The 16,609-nt window shown below is 64.4% G+C and carries 17 protein-coding genes; 14 read left to right on the top strand and 3 right to left on the bottom strand.

The genetic code is table 11. The features are described from left to right. Positions 1–23: 23 nt before the first annotated feature. Together L1075_RS07025 and L1075_RS07020 are read right to left on the bottom strand one after the other, a co-directional pair. Positions 24–695, bottom strand: a complete 672-nt coding sequence (locus tag L1075_RS07025) for a fumarylacetoacetate hydrolase family protein (RefSeq protein ID WP_246941083.1) — start codon at positions 693–695, stop codon at positions 24–26. A 68-nt stretch (positions 696–763) separates the two neighbouring features. After that, positions 764–1,777, bottom strand: coding sequence for a GlxA family transcriptional regulator (locus L1075_RS07020; protein WP_246941080.1), 1,014 nt, complete (start codon positions 1,775–1,777; stop codon positions 764–766). A gap of 128 nt (positions 1,778–1,905) precedes the next feature. Between L1075_RS07020 and tmpA the strand changes: the two genes are divergently transcribed. The 9 genes from tmpA to L1075_RS06975 all read left to right on the top strand — a co-directional run bounded on the left by tmpA (position 1,906) and on the right by L1075_RS06975 (position 10,616). Beyond that, on the top strand, positions 1,906–3,057 hold the full coding sequence (tmpA, locus tag L1075_RS07015) for a 2-trimethylaminoethylphosphonate dioxygenase (RefSeq protein WP_246941077.1): 1,152 nt from the start codon (positions 1,906–1,908) through the stop codon (positions 3,055–3,057). Then, positions 3,054–3,632: an HD domain-containing protein gene (locus L1075_RS07010; RefSeq protein ID WP_178998468.1), complete on the top strand. Its 579-nt coding sequence runs from the start codon at positions 3,054–3,056 to the stop codon at positions 3,630–3,632. The genes tmpA and L1075_RS07010 overlap by 4 nt, the downstream gene beginning before the upstream one ends. Next, the gene (locus tag L1075_RS07005; protein WP_246941074.1) at positions 3,629–5,221 is read left to right on the top strand and encodes a 5-guanidino-2-oxopentanoate decarboxylase; all 1,593 of its coding nucleotides are present in this window, start codon (positions 3,629–3,631) and stop codon (positions 5,219–5,221) included. The genes L1075_RS07010 and L1075_RS07005 overlap by 4 nt, the downstream gene beginning before the upstream one ends. Positions 5,222–5,247: 26 nt before the next feature. Next, a complete protein-coding gene (locus tag L1075_RS07000; protein ID WP_246941071.1) occupies positions 5,248–6,186 on the top strand; it encodes an ABC transporter substrate-binding protein in 939 nt (312 codons plus the stop codon). Between the two features lie 29 nt (positions 6,187–6,215). Next, the gene (locus tag L1075_RS06995) at positions 6,216–7,406 is read left to right on the top strand and encodes a pyridoxal phosphate-dependent aminotransferase (protein WP_246941068.1); all 1,191 of its coding nucleotides are present in this window, start codon (positions 6,216–6,218) and stop codon (positions 7,404–7,406) included. A gap of 62 nt (positions 7,407–7,468) precedes the next feature. Beyond that, positions 7,469–8,236: an ABC transporter ATP-binding protein gene (locus tag L1075_RS06990; RefSeq protein ID WP_246941065.1), complete on the top strand. Its 768-nt coding sequence runs from the start codon at positions 7,469–7,471 to the stop codon at positions 8,234–8,236. Positions 8,237–8,312: 76 nt separating this feature from the next. Continuing rightward, positions 8,313–9,101 (top strand): transporter substrate-binding domain-containing protein, encoded by a 789-nt coding sequence (locus L1075_RS06985; protein WP_246941063.1) that lies wholly within the window; start codon positions 8,313–8,315, stop codon positions 9,099–9,101. A 66-nt stretch (positions 9,102–9,167) separates the two neighbouring features. Further along, on the top strand, positions 9,168–9,872 hold the full coding sequence (locus L1075_RS06980) for an ABC transporter permease (protein ID WP_040239516.1): 705 nt from the start codon (positions 9,168–9,170) through the stop codon (positions 9,870–9,872). A gap of 12 nt (positions 9,873–9,884) precedes the next feature. Next, positions 9,885–10,616 carry an ABC transporter permease gene (locus L1075_RS06975; RefSeq protein ID WP_246941061.1) on the top strand — a complete coding sequence of 244 codons (732 nt, stop codon included), beginning with the start codon at positions 9,885–9,887 and terminating at the stop codon, positions 10,614–10,616. Here the strand turns inward: L1075_RS06975 and L1075_RS06970 are convergent. Continuing rightward, positions 10,613–11,398 (bottom strand): UTRA domain-containing protein, encoded by a 786-nt coding sequence (locus L1075_RS06970; protein ID WP_246941058.1) that lies wholly within the window; start codon positions 11,396–11,398, stop codon positions 10,613–10,615. The two genes, L1075_RS06975 and L1075_RS06970, sit on opposite strands and share 4 nt — an antisense overlap. 233 nt (positions 11,399–11,631) lie before the next feature. On the opposite strand from L1075_RS06970, the gene L1075_RS06965 reads away from it, so the two are divergent. The 5 genes from L1075_RS06965 (at position 11,632) to L1075_RS06945 (ending at position 16,519) form a co-directional block, all read left to right on the top strand. Further along, positions 11,632–12,714: an ABC transporter substrate-binding protein gene (locus L1075_RS06965; RefSeq protein WP_246941055.1), complete on the top strand. Its 1,083-nt coding sequence runs from the start codon at positions 11,632–11,634 to the stop codon at positions 12,712–12,714. Positions 12,715–12,806: 92 nt separating this feature from the next. Then, positions 12,807–13,685 (top strand): alkaline phosphatase family protein, encoded by an 879-nt coding sequence (locus tag L1075_RS06960; protein ID WP_246941052.1) that lies wholly within the window; start codon positions 12,807–12,809, stop codon positions 13,683–13,685. Then, positions 13,682–14,524, top strand: coding sequence for an ABC transporter permease (locus L1075_RS06955; protein ID WP_075367987.1), 843 nt, complete (start codon positions 13,682–13,684; stop codon positions 14,522–14,524). Before L1075_RS06960 ends, L1075_RS06955 begins: the two co-directional genes overlap by 4 nt. Further along, entirely contained in the window at positions 14,508–15,371 is an 864-nt protein-coding gene (locus L1075_RS06950; protein WP_083632635.1) for an ABC transporter permease, read from the top strand. Before L1075_RS06955 ends, L1075_RS06950 begins: the two co-directional genes overlap by 17 nt. Continuing rightward, positions 15,368–16,519: an ABC transporter ATP-binding protein gene (locus tag L1075_RS06945; protein WP_246941049.1), complete on the top strand. Its 1,152-nt coding sequence runs from the start codon at positions 15,368–15,370 to the stop codon at positions 16,517–16,519. Before L1075_RS06950 ends, L1075_RS06945 begins: the two co-directional genes overlap by 4 nt. Positions 16,520–16,609: the final 90 nt, after the last annotated feature.

The following is a 16,609-nucleotide window of genomic DNA, read 5'->3' as shown; positions in this document are numbered from 1 at the left end:
TCTGGAGTGACGCCGAATTTAGGTCACCGCGTCTGCGTGGACGCCTCCAGCCCGAACGAGCCCCACAGCGATAGCTGTGCATTACGGGGTAACGGCCCGACCCCGGCTGGCGTACCGGTGAGCACCACGTCGCCGGGCTGCAACGTGAAATGCCGCGACATCTCGGCCAATAGCTCAGGAATGGCGAACAACATGTCACGCGTCTCGCCGGTCTGGCGGCGTTCGCCGTCGATCTCCAGCGTGAAGCGCAAATCCGCCCAGTCGGGCACTTCATCCAACGCCACGAACGGCGACAACGGGCAGGCGCCGTCGAAGGCCTTGGCAACTTCCCAGGGGTGGCCCTTTTCCTTCAATTGCGACTGCACGTCGCGCAGCGTCAAATCCAGCGCCAAGCCAAGCCCGGCGACGGCGCGCTGGGCTTGCTCGACGCTGGCCCCGCTCAACCGCTTGCCGATGAGCAGCGCCAATTCGGTTTCGAAATGCACCTCGCCACGCGTGAATTGCTCGGCGATGTCGCGTGCCATGGGGACCGCGCTGGTGGCAGGCTTGATGAACAATAGCGGTGCACCAGGCACCGGGTTGTCGAGTTCACGGGCGTGCGCGGCGTAGTTGCGCCCCACGCAGACGATCTTGCCCAGCATATGGGGAAAGACACCGCCATCGGCCAGGCGAGTCACGAAAGGTTGGGTGGACATGCAGACTCCTCACAAATGATAAAGCACCGCGACGGCGAAGCCCCGAGTCTAACGTGCCCGCCGGCGCTTCACACGGTGCCTCTCTCGGCCGTCGCGCTTGGCCGCTCACCGAAACGTGCCTGATAGACGCGCGAGAAGTGTGCCAAATGCGCGAAGCCGCTGGTCAAGGCAGCCTCGGTCACCCGGCAGCGACTATCGGCGAGCAGTCGCCGGGCATAATCGAGGCGCATTCCCACATAGCACTGCTTGGGCGTCTCGCCGAAATGTGCCATGAAAAGACGCGTCAACTGGCGCTGGGACTGGCCGATCAGGCGACAGATCTCGGGGATCGACAAGACCTGATCGAGGTGGGTTTCCATCACCGCCAGCGCGCGCACCACGCTGCGCGGCAAATCCTCCAGGGTACGCGCCGCGCCGGCCTTCCAGGCTTCTTCCTCGGAAACGCGCTGGTGCACGAGCTGCCGCCCCACGGCATTGGCCAACGCCGGCCCGTAATCGTGTTCGATCCATTGCAGCATCATGTCGATGCCTGCCGCGCCGCCGGAGCCAGTCAAACGCTGTCCGGCGAATTCGAAGCGCGCCTCGCTGACGCTGATATGCGGAAACTCCGCCCGGAAAGCCGGCACGCTTTCCCAGTGCAGCGCCACGCGATGCTGATCGAGCAAGCCCGCCCGGGCGAGGATGAAGGGCGCGGTATCGAGCCCACCGACACGCCCGCCATGGGCCGCGACGTGCCGAAGCACTGCGCGCTCGGCGCTGGTCACGCTGACCTCCGCCTCATACGAAGAAATCACCATCAACAAATCGCCGAGGGCGTGTTCCGCCAGAACACCCTCGACCTCGATACGCACGCCGTTGCTGGCCACCACAGGGTCGCCATCCGCCGAGAGCAGCCGCCAAGCGAACAACTCGCGACCGAAGCGGTTGGCCACGCGCAACGGCTCGAGCAAGCAAAAGAGCGTCAGCATCGAGAAATTGGGCACCAGCCAGACATTCACGGTATGCGCCGCGTCGCCGGGCTTGGGCACCGGCGGTTGCTCAGGGCGGGGATAGGGCCAATCGGTTCTAGCATTCTCGCTCATGGCTAGAATCGTCTATTAAATGGCGAATTAGTGCAAATCGCGTTCGCTCAATCCGCCTAGGGTAGGGAAACGCCTTGGCTTGCACGCCGGGGCAGTCGATCCCATGCCAGCAGTGGAGAGCATCGTTCATGTCCATTTCCGCCGACGTCGAACTCCAGGACGCAGGGCGCCGTCTGATTCTGAACGCCGCCGGCCAGCGGCGTGAATTCGCCGCCCTCTGGCTGCGTGAGCGCGCACCGGATGCAGCCACGCTCGACACCCGCACCGGGCAGCGCTTGATCGAGGCCGCCCAGTTGCCCCTGACACTGCAGATCGAGTCGGCAAGCTGCGACGCGCAGGCCCTCCACGTACGCTTCAGCGACGATCACACCACTACCTATGCGCTGGATGCACTGCTCACCGACGCTGCGCCCGACAATGCCGACGTCGCGCCCGGACTCAGCTTATGGGACGCCAACCTCGAGACGCTTCCCCAGGCCAGCTTCGCTTCGGCGCTCGAGGACGACGACGCCCTGCTGGCGATGCTCGAGGACCTGCATCGTTACGGTTTCGTCAAGGTCAGCGGCGTGCCCTGCGAGGAAGAGGGCATGCAGCCGTTGATCGACCGTATCGGTCCGCTGCGCCGCACCAATTGGGGCGGTATCGCCGACGTCAAATCGGTGGCCAACGCGTACGATCTCACCATGACGCAACGCGGGCTCGAGCCGCACACCGACAATCCCTATCGCGATCCGATTCCCGGCTATATCTGGCTGCACTGCCTGAGCAATGCCGCCGCCGGGGGCGACAGCACGCTCACCGATGGCTTCATGGCGGCGCAGCGCCTCAAAGCCGAAGCGCCCGAGGATTTCGACTGCCTGACGCACCTCTCGACACAGTTTCGCTATACCGATGCCACCACCGACCTAGCCAGCGAAGGGCCGCTGATCGAACTCGACAGTCGAGGGCAACTGGCGCGCGTGCGCTACTCCAACCGCACGGAACGCATCGCGGCCCACGACGCGGCGCTGCTCGAGCGTTACTACGCCGCGCGGCAGCGGTTCTATCGCTTGATCACCGATGAAGCGTTGACCGTGCATCTCAAGCTCGGCCCCGGAGACATGCTGATCATGGACAACTATCGGCTGCTGCACGGCCGCACCGCGTACCAGCTCGAGGGAGGCGTGCGTCACATGCGCCAGGGCTATGTCGATCGCGACAGTACCGCCAGCCGGCGCCGCGTGCTCGGTGGAAGCGCGCGGCATGGCGCAACGCATACCGCTCAAGGAGTCACCCCATGAACCAGGCGACCTTCACCCGTTTCGATGAAAGCACCCGCGCCGACTGGGCATTGATCGACGCGCATTTCCAGCACTACCAGAACGATGCCAGCCGCCGCGTGCTCGAGCACCTGTTGCGGCTCAAGGGCGATACCCACGGCTACCCCGTCGATCGTTACGAACATTGCCTGCAAACCGCCACCCGCGCGTTGGAGGCGGGCGCCGACGAAGAGACCGTGGTCTGCGCCCTGCTCCACGACATCGGCGACGACCTGGCGCCCGCCAATCATGCGGAAATTGCCGCGGCGATCCTCGAACCCTTCATCGATCCGCTCAATGTGTGGATGATTCGCCATCACGAGCTGTTCCAGGGCTATCATTACCGCGCCTTCTACGGCATGGATCCCCACGCGCGCGAGGCCTATCGCGATCATCCCGCCTATGCGCGCACCGTGCGCTTCTGCGACGAGTGGGACCAGTGCGCCTTCGACCCCGACTACCCCACGCGGCCTCTCGAGGACTTCATCCCCATGGTCGAGCGTGTCATGTCACGCTCGCCATTCGGCGAAACTCCCAGCGTCGAGGACTCGGCATGACCCAGTGCGCCCATCGCCTGCTCGAGTTGCTCGTCGCTCACGGCATCGAGACCGTCTTCGGCATCCCCGGCGTGCATACCGTCGAGCTTTACCGCGGTCTGCCCGACAGCGGTCTGCGCCACGTAACGCCGCGCCACGAGCAAGGAGCCGGCTTCATGGCCGACGGTTACGCCCGCGCGACCGGCAAGCCGGCCGCCTGCTTCATCATCAGCGGCCCGGGCATGACCAACATCGCCACCGCCATGGGCCAGGCGCTCGCCGACTCGGTGCCCATGCTGGTAATTTCCAGCGTCAATCGACGCGACACCCTGGGTCGTGGCCAGGGCCGTCTGCACGAACTCCCCGATCAGCAACACACCCTGTCCGGGGTCAGCGTGTTCAGCCATACCCTACAGACGCCCGAGGCTCTGCCCGAGGTACTGGGACGCGCCTTTGCCGTCTTCAAGAGCGCCCGCCCCGGCCCCGTGCACATCGAAATCCCGCTCGACGTGATGGCCTTGCCCGCGCCCGAGACCCGGCCGCGTATCGCCGAGGTCTTTCCGCCGACGGCCCCCGATGCTGCGTTGGCCTGGGCCGCCGACTGGCTAGCCGACGCCGCACGCCCGCTGGTGCTGCTGGGGGGCGGCTGCGTCGCTGCCGGCGACGCGGTACGCACCCTGGTCGAACGCCTCGACGCTCCCGCCATGACCACCATCAACGCCAAGGGCGTGCTGGGATGCGATCACCCGCTCGACCTCGGCGCCTGCGCAAGCCTGCCCGCCGGCCGTGAACTCGCCCGCCACGCCGATGTGGTACTGGCGCTGGGCACCGAACTCGGTGAGACTGACTATGACCTGACCTTCGATGGCGGCTTTCGGCTCGATGGCCGGCTGATCCGCGTGGACATCGATGCCCAGCAGCTGGCGCGCAATCACGCCACCGACCTCGCCCTGCTGGCCGACGTCGGAGAAGTGGCCCTGGGATTGCTCGAACGCCTGCCCCATCAGGCCTCGCGCGAGGGCGCCGCACGCGTCGCCGACACCCGGGCGGCGCTGGCGCTGCGTGACGCCGACGATGTCGCCCCCTACGCCGACTTCCTCGACACTCTGCGCGAGGCATTGCCCGACGCCACCATCGTCGGCGACTCCACCGGGCCGGTATATGCCGGCAACTTCATCGCCGAGATGCCGGCGCCACGCCGCTGGTTCAACGCCGCCACCGGCTACGGCACGCTCGGCTACGGGCTGCCCGCCGCCCTGGGTGCGGCCCTGGGCGTGCCCGAGCGGCCGGTGATCGCGCTGGTCGGAGACGGCGGGCTCATGTTCACCCTCAGTGAAATCGCCACCGCGCGCGAGGCCGGCGTGCCCCTGGCAATCGTGATCTGGAACAACGCGGGGTATGGCGAGATCCGCCGCTACATGGACGCCCAGGACGTGCCGCGTCTCGGCGTCGATCTTGCCGCGCCAGATTTCGTGACACTGGCCCGGTCGATGGACTGCCACGGCGTGCGCGTCTCGACGCGTGCCGCGCTGCACCAGGCGCTGCAGGCCTCGGGCCAAGCCCAGGGGCCGACCCTGATCGACGTCGAGGCCGATAGATGGTCCGCTTGAATTCATCGTATTCACCAGGAGACATCATGCGACGCACCACCACGCGGCTGATGGCCGCGCTTGCCTTGCTGCCCCTGGCAGCTCACGCCCATGCCACCGACGAGGCCACCCAGGTCTCCTTCGTCGCTCCGCCGTGGCCTGGCGTCACGGTCAAGACCGAAATCATGGCGCAGATCCTGGCCCCGCTGGGCTATACCAACGAGCGCCAGGAGCTCAGCAGCACGGTGGGCTACAAGACATTGCAAACCGGCGACAGCGACGTCTTCCTCGCCGGCTGGCTCCCCGCTCAGCAGACTAGCTACGACGCCGCGATGGATGACGGCAGCATCGTCGACCTGGGCAACAACGTCACCGGTGCACGCATGGGCTTCGCGGTCCCCGGCTACGTGTACGATGCCGGCGTGACCAGCGCCGAGCAGCTCGACGATCCCGAGAACCGCGAACGTTTCGAGGGCCGCTACTATTCCATCGAGTCCGGCTCGACGGTCAGCGACTTCATCAACGACGCCAAACGCAACGACACCTACGGCCTGGGCGACTGGGAACTGCTGGAGTCTTCGACACCCGGCATGCTCAGCGCCGTGCGCAGCGCCTACGACGAGAAGCGCTGGGTCGCCTTTTACGGCTGGACGCCGCATTGGATGGTGCCGGAATTCGACATGCATATCCTCGACGACCCAGAGGGCATCTACGGCGAGAACCAAGGCCGCAGCGACGTGCGCACCATCGTCGCCAAGCCTTTCAGTGAGGCCAACCCCAACCTCATGCGCCTGCTGGATCAGTTCGTGCTGACCGCCGATCAACAAAGCGATTTCATTCGCGAATACGGCCTGGAAGAGCGCGAGCTCGAGACGGTGGCTCACGTCTGGCTGCAAAATCATCCCGATGAACTGGCCGAATTCCTGGACGGCGTCACCACCCGTGACGGCAAGCCCGGTCTGGCCGCCGTCAAGGCCAGCCTGTAACGCACGGCGACCGCCAGCAAGGAGTTTGCATGCAGTATTCCCGACTGACCCAGCGCATCGCCGGCGAAGGTGCCGCCGCCTGGGACATCCACTACCGGGCCCTGGCGCGTCAGGCCAAGGGCGACGACGTCATCATCCTCTCGGTGGGCGATCCGGATTTCGCCACGCCGACGCCGATCGTCGACAGCGCGGTCGACAGTCTGCGCGCCGGCGCCACGCACTATGCCGATGTACAGGGCAAGGCCCGGCTGCGCGAATTGATCGCGCGCCGGCACCGCCAAACCGGCGGCGCACCGGATACCCAGGCCGATAATGTCGCGGTCATGGCCGGCGCGCAGTGCGGCCTGTATGCAGTGGCGCAGTGCGTGCTCGACCCCGGCGACGAGGTGATCGTGCCCGAGCCGATGTACGTGACCTACGAAGCGGCCCTGCAGGCCGCGGGGGCGACCCTGGTGCGCGTGCCGTTGCGTGCGGCGAATGCGTTCCAGCCCGACCCCGCAGAGTTCGCCGCCGCGGTCACGCCGCGCACCCGTGCGCTGCTGCTCAACAGCCCGCACAACCCCACCGGTCAGGTGCTGAGCCGCGACCACTGGGAGGCACTGGCCGCGTTGTGCCGCGAGCATGATCTATGGCTGCTCTCCGACGAGGTCTATGCCGAGTTGATCCACGATGGCGAGCATCTCTCGCCGGATAGTCTCGCGGGCATGCGTGAGCGCACCGCCATCGTCAACAGCCTCTCCAAGTCGCACGCCATGACCGGCTGGCGTCTGGGCTGGGTGATCGGCCCTGCGCCCTTGATCCAGCACCTGACCCACCTGGCGCTGTGCATGCTCTATGGCAGCCCCGATTTCATCCAGGATGCCGCCTGCGAGGCCCTGGCCCACCCGCCTGCAGCGCTCGACGAGATGCGACGCACCTACCGGACGCGCCGTGACAGCGTGCTTGAGGCCCTCGCCGACGACGATACCGTCGAGGCGCTGCGCCCCGCGGCCGGCATGTTCATGATGGTCGACATTCGCCGCACCGGGCTGTCGGCACAGGCCTTTGCCGACCGCTTGCTCGATACCCAGGGCGTCTCGGTACTCGCGGGGGATGCCTTCGGCCCGTCGGCGTCCGGCTTCGTGCGCTTGAGCTTGACGGTGGATGCCGATCGCCTGCGCGAGGCCTGCCGACGCCTGGCACGCTGCGCCGCCAAATGCCGCACGACGGCCGAGGCATGACCGCACACGCGGCCCGGTGACGGTACCCGGGCCGCTATCTTTCCACTCATTGCAGGAGGGGTATGGCTAATCACAATAACCTGGCCATCGAGGCCCGCCACCTGGTCAAGCGCTACGCCGAGCTAGAGGTCCTCAAGGACGTCTCGCTCGACGTACATGAAGGCCATGTGGTCTCCATCATCGGCTCCAGTGGCTCCGGCAAGAGTACCTTGCTGCGCTGCATGAACCTTCTCGAAACCCCCGACAGCGGCGATCTGACCATTGCCAGCGAGTCGCTGGCCTTCTCGCACGCTCGCCGCCACCGGCCCGACCGGCGCCAACTACAACGCCTGCGCACTCAGGTCAGCATGGTCTTCCAGCAATTCAATCTATGGCCGCATCTGAGCGTGCTCGGCAATGTCATCGAGGCCCCCATGCGCGTGCGTGGTCTATCCAAACGCGAGGCCATCACACTGGGGGAGCATTATCTGGAACGGGTCGGCATGGCCGATAAGCGCGACCAGTACCCCGCCTATCTTTCCGGCGGTCAGCAACAGCGCGTCGCTATCGCCCGGGCCCTGGCCATGGAGCCACGCGTGCTGCTGTTCGACGAGCCCACCTCAGCCCTCGACCCGGAACTCGTCAACGAGGTCCTCGGCGTCATCCACGGTCTCGCCGATGAGGGCCGCACCATGCTGCTGGTCACCCACGAGATGGGCTTTGCGCGTGACGTCTCTCACCAGGTGGCCTTCCTGCACCAAGGCTGCGTCGAGGAAATTGGCACCCCCGCGCATGTTTTCGAGACCGCGACCAGTGAGCGCTGCCGTCAGTTCGTCTCGAGCGTGGCCTGAGCCTTTCACGTGACGCCACCCAAGGCGCCATATCATCCCGGGCCCTCACGGCCCGACACAACAACGATGGGGAACCATGATGATCAAGCAACTGAAAGCGACCCTTATGCAGACAGCGGGCGTTGTCCTGCTGGCGCTGAGCGCGACCTCGGCGATGGCGGACGAACCGCTCAAGATCGGCATCTCGGCAGAGCCCTACCCGCCGTTCACCTACAAGGATGCCGATGGTAGCTGGACCGGTTTCGAGGTCGAACTGGGCCAGGCGCTCTGCAAGGAAATGGACGCCGCGTGCGAAATTACACCCACCGGGTGGGGCGGGATTTTCCCGGCGCTCAACAGCGGTAAGATCGACATGATCATGAATTCGCTGTCGATCACCGAGAAGCGCAAACGGGTCATCGCCTTCAGCGACCCGTACTACTTCACGCCCTCGGCGTACGTCACCGCCAAGGCCAACGACATGCAAATTCCCGACGACCTGGACGGCAAGATCCTGGGGGTTCAGGGCTCGACCACCAACGCCACCTTCGCACGTCGCTCGCTGGCCGATACCGGCGTCGAGCTCAAGGTCTACGATCAGCAGGAACAGGCCAACCGCGACCTGCTCGCCGGACGCGTCGATGCCATCCTTGCCGACAAGATCGCGATGACGGAATTCGTCGAGCGCGACGCCGCACAGGACTTCGAGATCCGCGCCACCGCACCGCGTGATGACGCCTTCGGCGACGGCGTGGGCATCGGTCTGCGCCAGAGAGACGACGCCCTGCGCGACAAGCTCAACGCCGCGATCGCCAGCGTGCTCGACAACGGCCGCTGCGCCGAGCTCTCCCAGCAGTACTTCGGCACCGACATCTGCGGCGGTTGATCCGCCTCGCGATCCTCCGGCCGGACCTGCCCGGCCGGTCCCGTTCCGACACTGCGAGATTCGACCATGCCAAGCGATCATAGCGATGGCCTGCTGGAATGGCTCGGCCCGATCCTGCAAGGCGCCCTGGTGACACTGGAAATCGCCTTGCTGGCTTATGCCATCGGGCTCGGCCTGGGGCTCATTGGCGCCACCGCGCGACTCAGCCCCTGGCGCCCTCTGCGCGCCCTGGGCACGGCGTATTCCACGCTGGTCCGCGCCATTCCCGAATTACTGTTGATCATCCTGCTGTATTACGCCGGCAGCCAGGCGCTCAACGCCTTGCTCGCCGAATTCGGCGGCGATACGCACATCGAGATTAGCGGCTTCGTCACCGCCGTGGGTGTGCTCGCCTTCGTGCAGGGCGCCTACATGACCGAAGTATTCCGTGGGGCCATCCAGGCAATCCCCAAAGGGCAGCTGGAAGCCGCCGATGCCTATGGCTTTTCGCGCCCGGCACGTTTTTACCGCATCGTGCTCCCTGGCATGCTGCCCAACGCCCTGCCCGGGATGTCCAACCTGTGGCTGATCCTGGTCAAGGACACCGCGTTGATCAGCGTGATCGGCTTCGAAGAATTGTTCTTCACCGCCCAACAAGCGGCCGCCAGCACGCGCGACTATGCCCTGTTCTACGCTCTCGCCGGGGCGCTTTACCTGGTCATGACGCTGGGCTCCAACGCCTTGTTCGCCCGCGCGGAGCGTCACGTTCGCCGCGGCCAACCCAGCACCTAGGAGCACCCAGACATGGACTTTTCCTGGTTGAGCGATCCGTTCTATCAAAAGGCCTTGTGGACAGGCTTCGTCAATACCCTGTGGCTGGTCGCCGTGTCGGCCGTCTGCGGTTTCGCGCTTGCAGTGACCTTCGCCATGATCCGTCTGCGCGGCCCACGCCCGCTGGCGATGCTGGTCACCGGCCTGACCACGGTGGTACGCGGCACGCCCTTGCTCGTGCAATTGCTCTTTTTCTACGACGGGGTCGGGCGCCTGCTGCCGGAAATTCCAGGCCTGCGGGAGAGCCTGATCTGGCCGTTGCTGCGGGACCCGTTCTTCTATGGCGCGCTGACTTTCACGCTGAGCGTCGGCGCCTACACGGGCGAAGTTCTGCGCGGCGCACTTTTGAGCGTGCCCGAGGGTGAACTGGCCGCAGGACGCGCCTTCGGCCTGAGTCGCTGGCAGATTCTCTACCGGCTATGGCTGCCGCGCGCCATCCAGATGTGTCTGCCCACGCTGACCGGCGAGCTGATCCTGCTGCTCAAGTCGGTGCCGCTGGTCTCGACCATCGCGCTGATGGACCTGCTCAAGGCCGCCAACATGGTGCGCGACGAAACCTTCCTGGTCTACGAACCGCTTTTGCTCATCGCCGGCATCTACCTGGCCCTGACCCTGGTACTCACCAGCGTGATGCGCCTCATAGAGCATCGCTTCCCCGGCGCTCGCCCCGCCGCTCCCAAACGCCGACGCCTGTTGCCCGGCTAGCCGCCGCGCGGAACAGCGCTCAGTGCGAGCTCGATCGCATCATGGCGCCAGTATTCGTCGTCGCAGTCGACCACGCGCCCGTTCTGGTCGCGGTTGATTCGCGTGATCCGCTGGGCCGCCGTGCCCGGCGTCGCATGCAGCGCCTCTCCCGCCGGACCTCCGAAGATCGTGGAGCCCAGTTCGTAATCGACTCGCGCAATGCGAATCGAGTATTCGTGACGATAGAGTGCGGTCAGTGAGTGCTGCGCCAGATCGAAATCCAGAATGCCGGGAAAGCAGTCAGGGCGCAGATGATGCTCGACGTAAAGCACCCGGCGACCATCGATGGCCCTCACCCGCACGATGCGCTGCACCGCACTGCCTTCACTCAGCCACAACCGACGCGCGATGTGCAGTGGGGCAGGCACCGTACTCGCCGAGAGCAGCAGCGTACTGGCCTGACGCTGCTGCGATTCGACCATGTCGTGAAAGGCCAACCCCGCCAGCAGATCGTAGTGAAGCCGCGATGGCGCGATAAACCAGCCGCGCCGATTTTCGCGATAGATTCGCCCTTCGCCTTCCAATTGAGTCAACGCGTCGCGCAGCGTGATTCGGGTCGTCGAGAACCGCGCGATCATTTCTCGTTCGGCGGGTAACCTGCACGGCCGTTTGCGGTTATTACCCAGTGAGTCGATCAGGGCGAGCAGGGCGTCGCGCAGACGATGCCAGGTCGGCGTCGAGACGCTGCCGGGAGTGCTGTGGTGACATTCGAGGGCGATTGGCTGGGTACGGGGTGCAGACATCGACTATCCATGGCCAGTTGGTCTAGATCAGAAAACTGCCTGCAATCTAAGCGCTTCGCGTGTCCATCGTATGACACGCCCCCGCCGGCATCGTCACCGTACTGTTATGACACTGACACGCCTTAGTCACATGCCGCTCTTAATCTGACTTTCCAGCGCTGTTGGACTAGACCAACACGTTGCCCCGGCCTGCTTCCGTGCCCCGATCCGTTGTCAATATGAGGAGTGCTGCCTTGAAATCGCCCCGTCTCCCACTCGCCAGCCTGCCGCTGGCCGTGCTTGCCAGTCTTGCGCTTTTTACCGGTGCCGCCAACGCAGCACAGCCCAACATGGATGACTTGATCGCGGCCGCCCAGCAGGAAGGTCGCGTCGACAGCCTCGGCATGCCCGATAGCTGGGCCAATTGGAAAGATACCTGGGCCGACCTGAAAGCAGAGTATGGCCTGGAACATTCCGACACCGACATGAGTTCCGCCGAGGAAATCGCCAAGTTCCGTGCTGAAGGCGAGAACGCCAGCGCCGACATCGGCGATGTGGGCATTGCCTTCGGGCCGATTGCCGTCGAGCAGGGTGTGACCCAGCCGTACAAGCCGTCCCACTGGGACCAGATTCCCGACTGGGCGAAAGACGAAGACGGCCACTGGGCGCTCGCCTACACCGGTACCATCGCCATGATCATCAACAAGGATCTAGTGCCCGAAGACGAGCGCCCCCACGCGTTCGCCGACCTGCTCGAGGGTGACTACAGCGTTGCTGTCGGCCCGGTGGGCTCCGGTGCGCAGAACAACGCCGCCGTACTGGCCGCCGCCTACGCACGCGGTGGCGACGAGAGCGATTTGCAACCCGGTCTGGAGCTCTTCGGCGACCTAGCCGAACAGGGCCGACTGTCGCTGACCGATCTGACCATCGCCGCACTGGAGAAAGGCGAGATCGAAGTCGGCCTGCTATGGGACTTCAACGCCCTGAACTATCGCGACCAGATCGACCGCGACCGGTTCGAGGTATCGATCCCGTCGGATGCCTCGGTCGTCTCCGGCTATACCACGATCATCAACAAGTACGCACCGCACCCTAACGCCGCCAAGCTGGCCCGCGAATACATCTTCTCCGATGCCGGTCAGGCCAATCTGGCCAAGGGCTATGCGCGACCGATCCGGGCCGAACACCTCGACTTCGATGACGCCACCGCCGCCAAGCTGCTGCCCGACAGTGAGTACGCCAACGCGCGCCCCATCGAAGATTTCGAGGCCTGGGAGCAGACGTCGCGCCAACTGCCGCAGCTCTGGCAGTCCGAAGTCCTCACGCGTCAGCACTGAGCTCAAGCCCTCGCCTCGGGCGATGCTCTTTCAGCGCTGATTAGGCCGAAACCCGTGCTGCCTCCATCCCGGAGGCGGCCTGGAGTCGTCACATGTCCCAACGCATCATCCTGGTCGTTCTCGACGGCCTTAACCATGCCGTCGGCCACCACGCCATGGGGTATCTCACTGCGCTGTGCGAAGCCGGCCGCGCCACCTATCACTCGCTAGACTGCGAGCTGCCCGCCATGTCGCGGCCACTCTACGAATGTTTGCTGACCGGGCGTCGTCCAGTGGATTCCGGCGTGGTCCACAATGAGATCGTGCGCCGCTCTCACGAAGTCAGCCTGTTCGACCTTGCCGTCGGACAGGGCCGAAGAACCGCAGCGGCAGCCTATCATTGGGTCAGTGAGCTGTATCTCGAGGCGCCGTTCGATCGCACACGTCACCGCTTTCACCAAAACGAGAAGAGTGCCATTCAGGCCGGGCTTTTCTACTGGCGCGATCATTATCCCGATGATCACCTGTTCAGCGATGCCGAGATGCTGCGTCAACTGCAGGACCCGGACTTCCTGCTGGTACACAGCATGAACATCGACGATGCCGGCCATCGCCACGGTGCGGATTCATCGCAATATCGCAACGCGGCCCGTCACGCCGACGTGGCACTTGCCGATTACCTGCCACGCTGGCGGGAGGCCGGCTACCAGATCGTGGTCACCGCCGACCACGGCATGAATGCCGACCGCTCGCACTCGGGCACACTGCCCGAAGAGCGCCATGTTCCGCTGTGGACGCTGGGTGAGGGATTTACCAATCAGCGCCTCGACGGCCTGCGCCAGACCGAACTCTGCGGCACGCTCGCCACGCTGATGGGGCTCAAGCATACCAAGGCGTACCATGAGGCATTGCTTGCTCCTGAGATACTCGAACGCCCTGACGTACAGACAGCGCATATCGCACCGTACGATCATGAGGGCATCGAGCAATGACCGCGCGACGGTTCATCTCGCCGGCCATCCTGTGCGTGGTGCCGTTTTTCGTCGTGTTCGCCGCGTTTCAGCTGGCGCCGCTGGTGTTCGTGGCGATCAACGCCTTTCGCGTCGGCGACGGCTGGGGCCTGGCGCATTTTCAGGAAATCATCGCCTCGGCGTTCTACCGCCAGGCAATGTGGCGCACGCTGGAAATCGCCATCGTTTCAAGCCTCGTCGGCATCGTGATCGCCGTACTCACCTGCTACAGCCTGACCCGCCTCGGGGGACGCTGGCGCCGTTTGCTGATCGCGTTTACCAACATGACCAGCAATTTCGCCGGCGTGCCATTGGCCTTCGCCTTCATCATCCTGCTGGGCGCCAATGGCGCGCTGACGCTGGCCTTGCAGCGTATAGGACTGTTCGAGGACTTCTCCCTCTACTCGCGCTCCGGCCTGATGATCATCTACACCTGGTTCCAAGTACCGCTAGGGGTGTTGCTGTTATTGCCCGCCTTCGGCGCGTTGCGTGCGGAGTGGCGCGAGTCGGCCAGCCTTCTCGGTGCCGGGCGCCACGACTACTGGCGCTACATTGGCCTCCCGGTGCTCTGGCCAAGCATCGCGGGCACGCTGACCATTCTGCTGGCCAACGCCGTGGGCACCTACGCTACGGTTTTTGCGCTGGTCGGCAACAACTACAACCTGATGACCATTCGCATCGCCAACCTGGTCGCGGGCGACCTCTTCCTGCAGCCGGAGCTTGCAAGTGCCCTGTCACTGCTGCTGGTCGGATTGCTGGCAACGATCACACTGGTTCAACAGCGTCTGCTGCGCCGGAGCCATCATGTCACTGATCACTGAGCCTCGGTCCACGGCCATGCCAGCCAGGGACGGACCCACGACATCGCCAGCGCGTCGTTTGCGCCTGCATGTCTGGATCGCCATTCCCGTCTTCACGGCGCTGGCCCTGCCACTGCTGGCTACGCTGCTCTACGCCGTTTCCACTCGCTGGGGCGCCACGCTGCTACCGGATGGGCTGACGCTGGAATGGCTGGCCCGACTGTGGTCGACGCCGCGCTTTATCGCCGCATTCGGGCGCTCGCTGTTCGTGGTGGCCGGCGCGCTAATGCTGTCGCTGGTGTTGATCTTGCCCGTGGCGTTTCTGGCGCATACCCGTTACCCGCGGCTGGACCGCTGGATGAACGTGCTGATACTGGCGCCATTCGCCGTACCACCGGTGGTCTCCTCGGTGGGTCTGCTACAGCTCTATGCCGGCGGACCGCTGCCGCTGGTGGGCACGCCGTGGATTTTGATGCTGACCTATGTCTCGATTGCGCTGCCGTTCATGTACCGCTCGTTGATCAACAGTCTGAGAAGCTTCGAGGCCAACGAGCTGATGGAAGCCGCACAGTTACTGGGGGCCAGCCCGCTGACAGCGTTTTTCAACGTCATCCTGCCCAATATGCGCCTGGGCATTCGCATCGCGATCTTCCTGTCGTTCTCGTTTCTGATCGGCGAGTTCGTCTTCGCCAACATGCTGGTAGGTACGCGCTTCGAAACGCTGCAGATCTATCTATTCAACGTGCGTCGCGAAAGCGGGCACTTCACCAGCGCGCTGGTCATCACCTTGTTCGTGTTCATCCTGATTCTCACCTGGCTGGGCAACGGCCGGGGAGAAATCACCGCTCCGGAGGCTGGCGACACATGAGTTCCGCTCCTGCTCCCCTTTCCACGCCCGATGCAACGCCCGCTTCACCTGAAACGGCCGTGGCCGAGCGTTCCACCGTTTCCGATAGCCTCGTGGCCGAGCCCCCTTCCGCCGATTCGCGCTACCTGCGCCTGCAGGGACTCTCCAAGCGCTTCGGTACGACATCGGTCTTCGAAGGGATCGAGGCTGACATCGCGCGTGGCGAGTTCGTCACGCTGCTCGGCCCCTCGGGCTGCGGTAAGTCCACATTGCTGCGCGCGATCGCCGGACTGACGGCGGTCGATGCCGGTCACGTCGAAGTAGATGGCGAAACCATCACCCATCTACCGCCGCAGAAACGCGGCATCGGCATGGTATTTCAGCACTATGCCTTGTTCCCCAACATGACGGTCTTCGACAACGTCGCCTTCGGCCTGCGCATGCACAAGGTGCCGAGCGCCGAGCGCCAACAGCGGGTCGATGAAACGCTGTCGCTGGTGGAACTCGAGACGCACGCACACAAGCATCCGCATCAACTGTCGGGTGGACAGCGGCAGCGCGTGGCGCTGGCACGTTCGCTGGTCCTCGAGCCCCGCATTCTGCTGATGGATGAGCCACTGTCAGCACTGGATGCGCGCATCCGCCAGCACCTGCGCGAGCAGCTTCGCAATATTCAGCAACAGCTGGGACTCACCACGCTGTTCGTGACCCACGATCAGGAAGAGGCGCTGATGATGTCGGACCGCATCTTCCTGATGGGCAAGGGAAACATCCTGCAAAAAGGCGACGGAGAAGCACTCTACACACGCCCTGAGAGCCAAGAAGTGGCCGGTTTCATGGGCGCCTACAACTGCCTCGATGCACAGCAAGCGTCGTCACTACTAGGCTATGAAGCGGACGCCGCCCAGGTCGTCTTTCGACCGGAGGCGCTCTACTTGAAAAGTACGACGGACGAGATCAACGACCCGACGATGACTTCTAATCTCGGCCCCGGCTGTGGCGGTGTCATCGTCCAGCGTCGATTGCTTGGCAACGTGATTCGCTACCGTGTGGAATGCCAAGGGTTCGCATTGCATGTCGATGCGCTCAATCGCGGCGCACGTTATCTGTTACCGGAAGGCGCCAATGTCATGGTGCATGCCGATCTCGAGGAAGCCCGAATCCTGTAAGAGTGCCATGGCGTCAGGTGAACCACGCATCGCATGCGGCATTTTCATGCAATGGCATGACGCCTGCTACCTGGCTAGCCGGCAGGTCCA

Origin of the sequence: Chromohalobacter beijerinckii, assembly GCF_023061185.1 — a bacterium.
GTDB lineage: Bacteria > Pseudomonadota > Gammaproteobacteria > Pseudomonadales > Halomonadaceae > Chromohalobacter > Chromohalobacter beijerinckii.
This window is presented reverse-complemented; position numbering and strand designations above follow the sequence as displayed.

Excerpts from the sequence above, each read along its gene's own strand:
- L1075_RS07010 (WP_178998468.1), top strand. The coding sequence starts at position 3,054 with ATGAACCAGGCGACCTTCACCCGTTTCGATGAAAGCACCCGCGCCGAC.
- L1075_RS06985 (WP_246941063.1), top strand. The coding sequence starts at position 8,313 with ATGATGATCAAGCAACTGAAAGCGACCCTTATGCAGACAGCGGGCGTT.
- L1075_RS07020 (WP_246941080.1), bottom strand. The coding sequence starts at position 1,777 with ATGAGCGAGAATGCTAGAACCGATTGGCCCTATCCCCGCCCTGAGCAA.
- L1075_RS07025 (WP_246941083.1), bottom strand. The coding sequence starts at position 695 with ATGTCCACCCAACCTTTCGTGACTCGCCTGGCCGATGGCGGTGTCTTT.
- L1075_RS06970 (WP_246941058.1), bottom strand. The coding sequence starts at position 11,398 with ATGTCTGCACCCCGTACCCAGCCAATCGCCCTCGAATGTCACCACAGC.
- L1075_RS06955 (WP_075367987.1), top strand. The coding sequence starts at position 13,682 with ATGACCGCGCGACGGTTCATCTCGCCGGCCATCCTGTGCGTGGTGCCG.
- L1075_RS07000 (WP_246941071.1), top strand. The coding sequence starts at position 5,248 with ATGCGACGCACCACCACGCGGCTGATGGCCGCGCTTGCCTTGCTGCCC.
- L1075_RS06960 (WP_246941052.1), top strand. The coding sequence starts at position 12,807 with ATGTCCCAACGCATCATCCTGGTCGTTCTCGACGGCCTTAACCATGCC.
- L1075_RS06945 (WP_246941049.1), top strand. The coding sequence starts at position 15,368 with ATGAGTTCCGCTCCTGCTCCCCTTTCCACGCCCGATGCAACGCCCGCT.
- tmpA (WP_246941077.1), top strand. The coding sequence starts at position 1,906 with ATGTCCATTTCCGCCGACGTCGAACTCCAGGACGCAGGGCGCCGTCTG.
- L1075_RS06950 (WP_083632635.1), top strand. The coding sequence starts at position 14,508 with ATGTCACTGATCACTGAGCCTCGGTCCACGGCCATGCCAGCCAGGGAC.
- L1075_RS06975 (WP_246941061.1), top strand. The coding sequence starts at position 9,885 with ATGGACTTTTCCTGGTTGAGCGATCCGTTCTATCAAAAGGCCTTGTGG.
- L1075_RS06980 (WP_040239516.1), top strand. The coding sequence starts at position 9,168 with ATGCCAAGCGATCATAGCGATGGCCTGCTGGAATGGCTCGGCCCGATC.
- L1075_RS07005 (WP_246941074.1), top strand. The coding sequence starts at position 3,629 with ATGACCCAGTGCGCCCATCGCCTGCTCGAGTTGCTCGTCGCTCACGGC.
- L1075_RS06990 (WP_246941065.1), top strand. The coding sequence starts at position 7,469 with ATGGCTAATCACAATAACCTGGCCATCGAGGCCCGCCACCTGGTCAAG.
- L1075_RS06995 (WP_246941068.1), top strand. The coding sequence starts at position 6,216 with ATGCAGTATTCCCGACTGACCCAGCGCATCGCCGGCGAAGGTGCCGCC.